This window comes from Flavobacterium sp. (genome assembly GCF_021151785.1).
Taxonomy (GTDB): Bacteria; Bacteroidota; Bacteroidia; order Flavobacteriales; family Flavobacteriaceae; genus Flavobacterium.
Genome location: NZ_JAGKWP010000072.1, coordinates 1 through 12,635, shown reverse-complemented (window position 1 = coordinate 12,635; position 12,635 = coordinate 1). Strand labels below are relative to the sequence as shown.

Here is a 12,635-nt window from a genome sequence, read left to right as displayed (position 1 = left end):
GAATAATTGATTAAAATAAGTAGTTATAATACAATTAATATATTAACTTATGAAAAAGATAGCTTTCATACTAATAGTATTGGTTTTTAATTTTTTACCAGCACAGGATAAAATTAATCAATTTGATGAAAAAGGATTACGCCATGGAATTTGGAAAGGTTATCATGATGAGTCTAAACGACCACGTTATGAAGGTATTTTTGAACATGGTAAAGAGAAAGGTATTTTTAAATATTTTGATGATACCAAAGCGAGTACAGTGATTGCTACTAGAGATTTCTCTAAAGGTGATGGTTCTTGTTATACCGTTTTTTTTGATCAAAAAGGAAATAAAGTAAGTGAAGGTTTAGTCGTGAATAAGATATATGAAGGAGAATGGAAATATTTTCACAAAGAGTCTAAAGATATAATGACTTTAGAGTTTTATAAATCGGGAAAATTAGATGGAACCCGTAAGGTTTTTTATAAGAATAAGGTGCTTGCTGAAGAAGCAGTTTACAAGGAAGGTAAGAAAAATGGTTTAGCAAAAACTTATAATGAAAACGGAAAATTAATAGAAGATGTTAATTATACTAACGATAAATTAGAAGGTAAAGCGGCTTATTATGATGGAACTGGAGCAAAATTATATGAAGGAAATTATAAAGGTGGCGCAAAAGTAGGGAATTGGAAATTCTTTGAAAATGGTAAGGTAATAAAAGAAGTGAAAGCAGAAAAATTTTCAAAAGAATTAGCTAAATACGAAGAAAAAAGAATGAAGTCATTAGCCACTTCACAAAAGGAAGGGAAAAAATAATATGCAAAGAGTAGTTGTAGGTTTATCAGGCGGTGTAGATTCGAGTGTGGCTGCCTATTTACTTAAAGAACAAGGATATGAGGTGATCGGCTTGTTTATGAAAAATTGGCACGATGATACAGTAACCATTTCAAATGAATGCCCTTGGTTAGAAGATAGTAATGATGCACTTTTAGTAGCTGAAAAATTAGGAATTCCATTTCAAACAGTAGATTTATCGGAACAATATAAAGAGCGTATTGTGGATTATATGTTCAATGAATACGAAAAAGGTAGAACTCCAAATCCCGACGTTCTTTGTAACAGAGAAATTAAGTTTGATGTGTTTATGAAAATTGCTCTTTCTTTAGGTGCAGATTTTGTAGCAACGGGACACTATTGTAGAAAAAACACAATTGAGGTTGATGGCAAACCTGTTCATCAATTATTAGCTGGAAAAGATAACAATAAAGATCAATCGTATTTTTTATGCCAATTGTCTCAAGAACAATTGAGCAAAGCTTTATTTCCAATTGGAGAACTTACAAAACCTGAAGTCCGTGCTATTGCAGCGAAAGCTGATTTAATTACAGCTGAGAAAAAAGATTCACAAGGCTTATGTTTTATTGGTAAAGTTCGTTTGCCTGATTTTTTACAACAAAAATTACAGCCAAAAGAAGGTGTGATTATCGAAATTCCTGCCGATGCTGCCATATATAATCAATCTATTCCAAGATTTGAAAATTTGGAAAGTGAATTAGCTTATGAAGCGCAAAATAAAGATTATTCCAATTCAGTCGGAATTGTTAAAGCAAAACATCAAGGCGCACATTACTTTACTAAAGGTCAACGAAAAGGATTAAATGTAGGAGGAACGAAAGAGCCTTTGTTTGTTATTGAAACAGATGTAGAAAATAATATTATTTATACAGGACAAGGTAATCAACATCCAGGTTTATTTAAGAGAACATTATTCATTCAAAATAGTGAAATTCACTGGATAAGAGAAGATTTACGATTAAAATCTGGACAAACTAAAGAAGTTTGGGCGAGAATCAGATATAGACAACCTTTACAAAAAGCTACTTTATATCAATTTGATTCTGGAATGTATGTACGTTTTCAAGAACCACAATCTGCAATCACAGAGGGACAATTTGTAGCTTGGCATGAAGGTGAAGAATTGTTAGGTAGTGGAGTAATCTCTTAAAAATGATTATATTTGATAAAAATTGAATTTATGAAAAGCAAGTACGTTTTTTATTTAATTTTTATCGTCCAATTCAGTTTTTCTCAAGTTGAAGACGCTTGGATTTATTTTAATGATAAGCCTAGTGCTTCTGTCTTTTTGTCAAACCCCTTAAGTATGTTAACGCAGCGATCTATTGACAGGCGGCTTGCTCAAGGAATTACTATTGATATAACTGACGTACCTGTGGAGCAAAGTTACATTAACCAAATCATACTCTCACCAGGAATTACTGTTATGGCTAAATCAAAATGGTTAAATGCAGTACATGTTAGAGGTTCACAAACTAATATTCAAAACTTAGGTGATTATCCATTTGTTAATCAAATCATTTTTGCAAATCATTCTCTTAATCCTAATGGGAGAGTCAAGCAAGTTAGTCATCAAGTCAAAAAAGTTTCAAAAAATCTAGATGCTTTAGTAACTTATAATTATGGAGGCGCTACAAATCAAATAGAAATGTTGAATGGGCATTTATTGCATCAACAAAATTATACTGGTCAAGGAAAAATAATTGCAGTTTTAGATTCTGGCTTTATTGGGGTTAATTCCGCGGCTCCTTTTCAAAATTTAATTAATAATAATCAAATTTTAGGGGGTTATAATTTTCCAGATGCTAATTCTAATTATTTTTCTAGACATAATCATGGTACAATGGTATTGTCAACGATGGGAGGTTTTACAGAAGGAGAATTGGTAGGAACAGCACCAAATGCTCAATATTACTTGTTTATAACTGAAGATATTAATTCTGAAAATCCTGTTGAAGAATCCTATTGGGTTGAAGCGGCTGAACTAGCAGATTATTATGGGGTAGATGTAATTAATTCGTCATTAGGCTACATGGATTATGATAATCCTGCATATTCATATCAATATGAAGACATGATTGGTACAAAAACATTTATAGCAAGAGGCGTTAATATGGCTTTTTCAAAAGGTATTGTAGTTGTTGTAAGTGCAGGGAATTCTGGAGCAACTGCGGAACCTCATATTGGTACTCCTGCTGACGCTGTTGGAGCATTAACTATTGGAGCTGTAAAATCAGACGAAACTTATGCTTCTTTTAGTTCCATAGGCCCCTCTTTCGATGGAAGAATAAAACCTGATGTTTGTGCCAAAGGACAAGCCGCAACGGTTTCAAATACCGCAGGTGCAATAGTTACAGTCAATGGAACTTCTTTTTCAGGTCCTATTATGGCTGGTATGGTTGCCACATTTTGGTCTGCTGTACCTTCATTAACTGCCTCACAAGTTGTAAATTATATTAAACAATCAGCAGATCAATATACACTCCCGACGGCACAAAAAGGATATGGAATCCCAGATTTTCAATTTGCTTTAAACGCAGCTTTACAATTAAATGAATATTCAACAGATATTGCCTTTCAATTAGTAACTAATCCTGTTCAAAATGTAGTTAATTTTAGAATGAATAGTACAATAAATTCAGGAAAAATTAGTTTATATAATTCAATAGGTAAAAAAGTAATTGAAGAAGAAATCTCAGTAGATAAGCCCTTTATTTACGTAACAAATTTGGCTAATGGAGTCTATTATTATAACTTTGAGTCCAATCAAAATTATAAAGGAAAAATTATAAAAAAATAAGAAATAATAGTTTCAAATCTTATGAATAGAATTATACAATTATTTGGCATAGAATACCCAATTATTCAAGGTGGTATGATTTGGAATAGTGGTTATAAATTAGCAAGTGCAGTTAGTAATGCTGGCGGTTTAGGCTTAATAGGAGCAGGTTCTATGTATCCAAATGTTTTAAGAGAGCATATACAAAAATGTAAAAAAGCTACTAATAAACCATTTGGTGTAAATGTGCCTATGTTGTACCCGAATGTTGAAGAAATAATGAACATTATAGTTGAAGAAGATGTGAAAATTGTTTTTACTTCTGCAGGTAATCCAAAAACATGGACTTCATTTTTAAAAGAAAAAGGAATTACTGTAGTTCATGTGGTAAGTAGTTCTAAATTCGCACTAAAAGCACAAGAAGCTGGTGTAGATGCTGTTGTAGCTGAAGGATTTGAAGCGGGAGGGCATAATGGACGTGAAGAAACAACTACTTTGACTTTGATTCCAATGGTAAAAGAAAATATAAGCATTCCATTAATTGCGGCTGGCGGAATTGCAACAGGAAAGGGAATGCTGGCAGCAATGATTCTTGGAGCGGACGGAGTACAAATGGGAAGTAGATTTGCTGCTTCTACTGAATCTAGCGCGCATGATGCATTTAAAAGAACTATTGTAGAAACTAATGAAGGTGATACATTAGTAACTTTAAAAGAATTAGCTCCTGTACGATTAATAAAAAATAAATTCTTTCAAGATGTACAAGAAGCCTATTCTAATTGTGCAAGTGTTGATGACTTGAAAACATTATTAGGTAGAGCTAGAGCAAAAAGAGGAATGTTTGAAGGAGATTTGGTAGAAGGAGAATTAGAAATTGGACAAATAGCAGGATTAATTCATGATATTTTACCTGTTTCAACAATTATCGAACAAGTAATTCGAGAATTTGAAGTAGCAAAAAAAGAAATCACAAATTTAACGTTTTAAAGTAAAAACAATGAAAAAAAGTTTATTTGCATTACTATTTTTGGTTAGTTTTTATATTGGAAATGCTCAAACCTATAAGTTCAAAGCAACTGCATTTTCAGTTTCTCAATTAAAAAAGTCTAGAGAATGGACGGCTTGGTCAAAATCACAACCTACAGAATTATTGATTAATTTAGATAGAAGCAAAAATAGGTTTGTTGTTTATTCAGAGGTAATACAATTGTATAATATCTATAAATATGAAGAAAAAAAGGAAACAGAAAAGGAAGCAATAAATCGTTACTTTTGTGTGGATAATGAAGGATTAGATACTGTTATTACAATAGTTACGCCTAAGGAAAATTCTTCAAGAAAACAGATATATATAGCTAATGAAGAGCGAATGATTGTGTATGACTTAATTTATTTAGGAGAAAACAAATAGCTTTGCGTTTACAAGTACAAAAATATATTTCAGATGTTGCTCTTTTTAAAGAGCAACTTTTGCTTTGGGCCTGTCAGTTTCATGAGGTTATTTATCTAGATAGCAATCGAGATTTTAATGCTGATCAATTGTACGCTAATTATGATTTGATAGTAGCTGTTGATGCTTTTACCTCTATAAAAACAGATACTGAGAAGGCTTTTGAAGATTTATACCAATATCAATCGAAGTCAAATGATTGGATATTTGGATATTTGTCTTATGATTTAAAAAATGATATTGAGGAGTTGAAATCTGAAAATTTTGATGGTTTGGGCTTTCCTGATTTATATTTTTTTCAGCCCAAAAAGTTATTTTTTTTAAAGGGTAATGTTTTGGAAATCAAATATTTGAATTTATGTGATGACGAAATTGAATCTGATTTTGAGGAAATTTGTACTCAAAATTTCTCATTGGACTCGACTCTTTTTGTTAATATCAAACCTCGGATTTCTAAGGAGATATATTTAGATAAAACCACAAAAATGTTGCAACATATTCAACGTGGTGATATTTATGAAGCTAATTTTTGTATGGAATTTTACGACGAAGATGCTAAAATTGATCCTATTTCAACTTTTAAAAGATTAAATAGTATTTCTACTCCTCCTTTTGCTGTTTTTTTTAAAAATCATTCAGATTATTTACTTTCTGCATCACCTGAACGATATTTAATGAAGAAAGGAACTAAAATAATATCACAACCTATTAAGGGTACTGCGAAAAGAAGTCAAGATGAACACGAAGATTGGCAGTGGAAAATGAAATTAAAATCTAATGCTAAAGAAATTTCAGAAAATATCATGATTGTTGATTTAGTAAGAAATGATTTATCACATACAGCTACAAAAGGAAGTGTTCAGGTTGAAGAATTATGTGAGGTGTATACGTTTAAACAAGTTCATCAGATGATTTCTACGATTACTTCAGAAATTGCATTAACAACTTCTCCTATTGAAGTATTAAGAACAACATTTCCTATGGGTAGTATGACTGGAGCGCCTAAAATTTCAGCTATGAAAATTATCGAAGAGTTAGAGGAAACAAAACGCGGATTATATAGTGGTGCTGTTGGTTACTTTACTCCAGAAGGTAATTTTGATTTTAATGTTGTTATTCGCAGTATTTTATATCAAGAAGAAAGACGTTACCTTTCATTTTCAGTAGGAAGCGCAATAACTTCAAAGTCGAAACCATTCGAAGAATATGAAGAATGTTTAGTAAAAGCTCAAGCCATGTTTCAGGTTTTAAATCAATAATATGTTACAAGAATATAAACAACATATTATCTCTCAATTTCCTTTTCTTTTGGAAAGTAGAATACTTATTGCAGTTAGTGGAGGAGTAGACAGTATGGTTTTACTACATTTATTGCAACAGTTAAATTTTAATTGTAGTGTAGCACATTGTAATTTCAATTTAAGAGGTACTGAAAGTGACTTGGATGAAGAATTTATTAGAGATTACTGTATTCAAAAGGCTATTCCGTGTTATGTAAAAAGCTTTGATACTATTTTTTATGCTGATAAACATAAGATATCCATTCAAATGGCAGCTAGAGAATTGAGATACCAATGGTTTCATGAATTAGAAAAAAAACACCAATTTAAGTACATTTTAACGGCACACCATTTAGATGACCAAGTAGAAACCTTTTTAATTAATTTCATAAGAGGTACAGGAATTGAAGGTTTATTAGGGATACCAGAAGTTAATGATACTATAATAAGAACATTATTGTGTTTTTCAAGAGAACAAATTTTAAATTTCGCGAATGAGCAAAATATAAAGTGGAGAGAGGATAGTAGTAATGTTTCTGATAAATATTTTAGAAATAAATTAAGGCATCAAGTAATTCCAGTTTTAAAAGAATTAAATCCAAGTTTTTTGAAATCGTTTCAAAGCACAATTGCACGTTTAAAACAGAGTGAAAATGCAGTTATTGAATGTTCAAAAAAGACTTTAGATAAACTTATTCAAGTTAATAATAATCAAATATTTATAAAGATATCAGAATTAAAGAAGATTGAAAATTATACTTTTTATCTTTATCAATGGTTGAAAGAATTTGGTTTTTCGGCATGGAATGATATTTATGCTTTGGTAGATGGACAATCAGGAAAACAAATTTTTTCTCAAACGCATGTTTTGTTGAAAAATAGAGATGCGTTGATTTTAGTTGAGAAATCATCTAGTGAACACGATACTTTGTTTGTTCTAAAAAATATTGAAGAAGAACTTAAATTTCCGTTAAAATTGACTCTCTGTAACGATAGTTACATTCAAGAACAAAATAAGAGTATTATATTTGTTGACGCTGATAAAATTGAATTTCCTTTAATTGTTAGAAAATGGCGTGTAGGAGATGTTTTTTATCCATTAGGCATGAAGGGTTCTAAAAAAGTAAGTAAGTTTTTTAAAGATGAAAAAATTTCCATTTTTGATAAACAAAAAATATGGATTTTAGAAAGTAACAACAAAATAGTATGGATTATAGATTATCGTCAGGATGATCGTTTTAAAGTTGAACAAACAACACAAACTACTCTAAAAATTGAATTTTTAAAATGAAAAAATTGACCTACATTTTAATTGCATTAGTTGGTTTATTTGCACAAGCTCAAATAGTAGAGCCAGTGAAATGGACGGCTAAAGTTATTAAAGTCTCAGAAACCGAGTTTGATTTAATTACTACTGCTCAAATTGATAATGATTGGCATTTGTATTCTCAATTTACACCAGAAGGTGGGGCACAACCATTGGTTTTTACTTATAAAAATCAAAAAGGGAATTATCAATTAGTTGGAAAAACAAAAGAAGGCAAGTATAAAAAAGCGTATAACGATATTTTTGAAATCGATGAATATTTCTTCACAGGGACGGCTAATTTTACTCAAAGAATTAAAGTTTTAAATCCAAAATTAAATTCTGTTTCGATCTTAGTTGAGGGGCAAGCTTGTATTGATGGTAAATGCACACAAACGGAAGCTAATTTATCTTTCAAATTACCTGTAAACCCAAATATAACGTTAGAGGTTAATGAGTTAGAAAATCAATCTAAAAAGGATTCATCAGCTCTTATAGTGGGTAGTCTTAATTCCCAAAAGCAAACTTTAAATAAGGCTTCTCATATAGTATCTAAATCACAACTAAATACGCAAGTCAATAAAGAAGATAAAAATCTTTGGACAATATTTATTTTGTCTTTTTTAGGTGGTTTTGCAGCTATTTTAATGCCTTGTATTTTTCCTATGATTCCAATGACGGTTAGTTTTTTTACCAAACAAAGTAAATCAAGAACGGCGGGAATTAAAAATGCAATTATTTATGGTTTATCTATCATAGTTATTTATGTAGTATTGGGCTCAATAATTACGGCCATTTTTGGTGCAGAAGCTTTAAATGAACTCTCTACAAGTGCTACTTTCAATTTAGTCTTTTTTGGATTGTTAGTTATATTTGCTTTGTCATTTTTGGGCGCATTTGAGATTGTATTACCAAGTTCTTGGGCTACTAAATTAGATTCTCAGGCTGATAAAGGCGGTGTTATTGGAATTGTCTTTATGGCATTAGCTTTAGCAGTTGTTTCATTTTCATGTACGGGACCAATTGTGGGAACTTTATTAGTTGAATCTTCTAGAAATGGTGGGATAGCTCCTGTTGTAGGTATGTTTGGTTTTTCTCTGGCAATTGCTTTACCTTTCATGTTGTTTGCTATGTTTCCAGGATGGTTAAATTCAATGCCTAAATCCGGAGGTTGGTTAAATACAGTTAAAGTTTCTTTAGGATTTTTAGAACTAGCGTTTGCTTTTAAGTTTTTATCCAATGCAGACTTAGCTTATCAAAAGCATTTGTTAGAAAGAGAATTATTTATAGCTATTTGGATTGCGATATTTACAGCTTGGGCTTTATATTTATTTGGAAAATATATGTTGCCTCATGATTATGAGAAAGCAGATAAGATAGGAGTTGGTAGATTAATGATGGCTATTGTTGTAACTACATTTACTTTATATATGATACCAGGTCTTTGGGGAGCACCATTAAAAATCCTTAGTGGGCTAACTCCTCCATCAACTTACAGTGAAATTCCACAAGGTATTCATGGTAATGGTCAAAATACTTCAAAATCAGATTTGCCAGAACACGCACATCTTGGTCCACATGGAATCATCGCTTTTGATGATTATGATGAAGGTCTAGCTTATGCTCAAAAAGTTAATAAACCAGTACTTTTAGATTTCACGGGAGATAATTGTGCAAATTGTAGATTAATGGAAGATAAAGTTTGGTCTAAACCAGAGATTTTACCATTAATAAAAGATAAATTAGTTTTAATATCGTTATACTGTGATCGAAAAGTTGAACTACCGCAAGATAAACAATATATTTCTAAAACTACAGGTAAACAAGTTGTTACTATTGGAAATAAATGGACCGATTTTCAGATTACACGTTATGCTAGTAATTCACAACCGTTATATGTTATTTTAAATAATAAGGGAGAAGATAAATCTAAGCCAATTGCTTATACTACTGATGTTCAGGAATATAAAAAATGGTTGCAAGAGGGAATTTCTTTAGCTAACAAATAATAGATTTTATACTGAAATTAAAAAGACCTTACAATAATTTTTACTGTAAGGTCTTTTTTTTAATCTTCATCTTCTAACATAAAAATTGCTTCTACTTGTGTTTCGAAAAAATGGGCTAATTTCAATGCTAATAAAGTAGATGGTACATATTTTCCTTTTTCCATAGCATTTATAGTTTGTCTGCTTACTTTAATTTTTTTTGCCAATTCCTCTTGAGAAATATTTTTAATTGCTCGAAGAACTTTAATATTATTCGTCATGATTACTAGTGTTTGATTTATATATCATATAATGAAATCGTACAATAAAAAATAAAAGTAGAGTAAACATATTATAAAATAAAACATTTAAATAGGGTAAGCCAAATATAAATAATGTAAAAAATAGAATGATTCCATAATTTAAATAAGTGGCCCAAACTAAACTTTCATATCTTATTTTAGAAATCATTTCGTCTTCTTCCTTTAGTTTTGAAAATCCGACTAAAATTCCACCCACAATGGTTCCAACAGTAAAAATCTCATCCACAATACTGTTTTTTATAAATTTAAAGAATCCAGTAATTTCTCCTATACTTTCTTGATAGATTGAAAAAACCGTAACATTTAAATAATCATCTGTTGAAATATTAAAAACAGTTATAATTAGTATGCCCAAAATACTTGGAACAAATAATAACCAACCTAATTTTTTAAATTGATTAGGAAATAAAAAATGTGTTTTCATAAAAAAAAGTTTAAAATGATTTTCAAAAGTAAAGTTTATTTTACTTTTAGACAAATTTATTTTACAAAAAGTGTATTTTGTTTTACTTTTTTATTTGTAGAAATTTTACTTCTTCAAATTAAATTATTTTCTTATATTTGTATTTATATAAGCCAATAAATAATTTATAAGCCATGTTAGTAAAAGTCTTTGGGAGCGCCGTTTTTGGTGTTGATGCCACTACAATCACGGTAGAGGTAAATATGGAAAAAGGGATTGGATATCACTTAGTTGGATTACCTGATTCTGCCATAAAGGAGAGTAGTTTTAGAATTGCTGCAGCCTTAAAAAACAATAATTATCATTTTCCTGGAAAAAAAATTATTATCAATTTGGCTCCTGCCGATTTACGGAAGGAAGGTTCTGCCTATGATTTGACTATCGCAATAGGAATTCTGGCAGCATCTGGTCAATTGAAAACGGAGGAAATAGGAAATTATATTATTATGGGAGAACTTTCTTTGGATGGAGGTTTGCAACCCATTAAAGGAGCGTTGTCAATTGCAATTAAAGCTAAAGAAGAAGGATTTAAAGGTATTATTCTACCTTTTCAAAACGTAAAAGAGGCTGCCATTGTTGATGGTATAAATGTATATGGTGCTGAAAATGTAACTCAAGTTATTGATTTTTTTGAAGGCATTGGAAGTTTGACTCCAACGATTATTGATTCTAAAGAAGAATTTAATAAAACATTAGATTTTCCTGAGTTTGATTTTGCGGATGTCAAAGGACAAGATTCTATTAAAAGATGTATGGAAATTGCGGCTTCAGGCGGACATAATATCATTCTCATTGGCCCTCCAGGATCAGGAAAAACAATGTTAGCTAAGCGCCTTCCAAGTATTTTACCACCAATGTCTATGCAAGAGGCATTAGAAACTACAAAAATACATTCGGTTGCAGGTAAAATTAAAGAGGCAGGTTTGTTAACACAACGCCCATTTCGTTCTCCTCACCACACTGCTTCATCAGTTTCATTAGTAGGAGGGGGAAGTTATCCACAACCAGGAGAAATATCTCTAGCTCACAATGGTGTCCTTTTTTTAGATGAATTACCAGAGTTTAAAAGAGAGGTCTTAGAGGTTATGCGTCAACCTCTAGAGGATAGAGAAGTAACTATTTCACGAGCAAAATTTACAATTACTTATCCTTCTTCATTTATGTTAGTGGCCAGTATGAATCCAAGTCCAGGTGGTTATTTTAATGATCCAGATGCACCTATTAGTACTTCTCCAGCGGAAATGCAGCGTTATTTGAGTAAGATTTCAGGTCCATTATTGGATAGAATTGATATACATATTGAAGTAACTCCTGTCCCTTTTGAAAAATTATCTGATACTCGAAAGGCGGAAAGTAGTGTGGATATTCGTAAACGTGTTACATTAGCAAGAGCTATTCAGACTGAACGTTTTTTGAAATATGAACATATTCATTACAATGCCCAAATGAGTAGTAAATTAATTAGAGAATATTGTGTTTTGGATGATACTTCATTACATTTATTGAAAACTGCTATGGAACGACTTAATTTGTCTGCAAGAGCTTATGATCGGATTTTAAAAGTAGCCAGAACAATAGCTGATTTAGATACAAGTTTGGCTATCCAGCCTCAACATATAGCTGAAGCTATACAATATAGAAGTTTAGATCGTGATGGTTGGTTGGGTTAATTACAAAAGTCCCGATATTGCACGGGACTTTTGTATGTATTACTCTACTTTTGTGATAATAAATTCACTACGTCGGTTTTGTTGATGTTCTTCTTCTGAGCATTTTACACCATCAGTACAATTGTTGAGTAATTGGGTTTCTCCATATCCTTTGGCGGATAATCGTTCTTTATTTATTCCGTTTTTAACAATATATTCTAAGGTTGATTGAGCTCTTTTTTGGGACAATATTTCATTGTATTGATGAGTTTGTCTACTATCTGTATGCGATCGAATGTCTATAGTCATCTTCGGATATTGTTTTAAAACTTCAATGATTTTTTGTATTTGTGTTTCAGCTTCAGGTCGAATATTCCATTTGTTCAAATCAAATCTGATATTACTAATATTAAAAATTTTGCCTAAATCTGTACCTACTTCTAAAGGAATTTTTTCTCTATTGAGAAACAAATTAAATTGTTCTTTTTCTATTTTTGGATTTATTTTGATTTCAATGCTTTCAAAATCTTTTTTCTGAATTTGCAAAAGATATAAATTATTA

The 12,635-nt window shown here is 30.9% G+C and carries 12 protein-coding genes; 9 read left to right on the top strand and 3 right to left on the bottom strand.

Annotated features, from left to right (window positions below; all coding sequences use genetic code 11):
- Positions 1–49 precede the first annotated feature (49 nt).
- The 8 genes from QZ824_RS08275 to QZ824_RS08240 are packed head-to-tail and all read left to right on the top strand — an operon-like array spanning position 50 to position 9,659.
- On the top strand, positions 50–796 hold the full coding sequence (locus QZ824_RS08275) for a hypothetical protein (protein WP_291275547.1): 747 nt from the start codon (positions 50–52) through the stop codon (positions 794–796).
- 1 nt (position 797) lies between these two features.
- Positions 798–1,985: a tRNA 2-thiouridine(34) synthase MnmA gene (gene mnmA / locus QZ824_RS08270; RefSeq protein WP_291275546.1), complete on the top strand. Its 1,188-nt coding sequence runs from the start codon at positions 798–800 to the stop codon at positions 1,983–1,985.
- A gap of 30 nt (positions 1,986–2,015) precedes the next feature.
- Positions 2,016–3,635, top strand: coding sequence for a S8 family serine peptidase (locus tag QZ824_RS08265; protein WP_291275545.1), 1,620 nt, complete (start codon positions 2,016–2,018; stop codon positions 3,633–3,635).
- A 21-nt stretch (positions 3,636–3,656) separates the two neighbouring features.
- The gene (locus tag QZ824_RS08260; protein WP_291275544.1) at positions 3,657–4,601 is read left to right on the top strand and encodes a nitronate monooxygenase; all 945 of its coding nucleotides are present in this window, start codon (positions 3,657–3,659) and stop codon (positions 4,599–4,601) included.
- Positions 4,602–4,611: 10 nt separating this feature from the next.
- Positions 4,612–5,025 (top strand): hypothetical protein, encoded by a 414-nt coding sequence (locus tag QZ824_RS08255; protein WP_291275543.1) that lies wholly within the window; start codon positions 4,612–4,614, stop codon positions 5,023–5,025.
- A 2-nt stretch (positions 5,026–5,027) separates the two neighbouring features.
- Complete coding sequence (locus tag QZ824_RS08250; RefSeq protein ID WP_291275542.1) at positions 5,028–6,323, top strand: anthranilate synthase component I family protein; 1,296 nt, start codon at positions 5,028–5,030, stop codon at positions 6,321–6,323.
- A 1-nt stretch (position 6,324) separates the two neighbouring features.
- Positions 6,325–7,635, top strand: a complete 1,311-nt coding sequence (gene tilS / locus QZ824_RS08245; RefSeq protein WP_291275541.1) for a tRNA lysidine(34) synthetase TilS — start codon at positions 6,325–6,327, stop codon at positions 7,633–7,635.
- The gene (locus tag QZ824_RS08240; RefSeq protein ID WP_291275540.1) at positions 7,632–9,659 is read left to right on the top strand and encodes a cytochrome c biogenesis protein CcdA; all 2,028 of its coding nucleotides are present in this window, start codon (positions 7,632–7,634) and stop codon (positions 9,657–9,659) included. The genes tilS and QZ824_RS08240 overlap by 4 nt, the downstream gene beginning before the upstream one ends.
- Before the next feature lie 59 nt (positions 9,660–9,718).
- Here QZ824_RS08240 and QZ824_RS08235 read toward each other — a convergent pair whose 3' ends face one another.
- Entirely contained in the window at positions 9,719–9,919 is a 201-nt protein-coding gene (locus QZ824_RS08235) for a helix-turn-helix transcriptional regulator (protein WP_291275539.1), read from the bottom strand.
- Positions 9,909–10,385, bottom strand: a complete 477-nt coding sequence (locus QZ824_RS08230) for a hypothetical protein (RefSeq protein ID WP_291275538.1) — start codon at positions 10,383–10,385, stop codon at positions 9,909–9,911. The genes QZ824_RS08235 and QZ824_RS08230 overlap by 11 nt, the downstream gene beginning before the upstream one ends.
- 173 nt (positions 10,386–10,558) lie before the next feature.
- Between QZ824_RS08230 and QZ824_RS08225 the strand changes: the two genes are divergently transcribed.
- Positions 10,559–12,094 carry a YifB family Mg chelatase-like AAA ATPase gene (locus tag QZ824_RS08225; protein ID WP_291275537.1) on the top strand — a complete coding sequence of 512 codons (1,536 nt, stop codon included), beginning with the start codon at positions 10,559–10,561 and terminating at the stop codon, positions 12,092–12,094.
- Between the two features lie 39 nt (positions 12,095–12,133).
- Here the strand turns inward: QZ824_RS08225 and QZ824_RS08220 are convergent.
- On the bottom strand, positions 12,134–12,635 hold a 502-nt coding region (locus QZ824_RS08220; RefSeq protein ID WP_291275536.1), incomplete at its 5' end, for an OmpA family protein.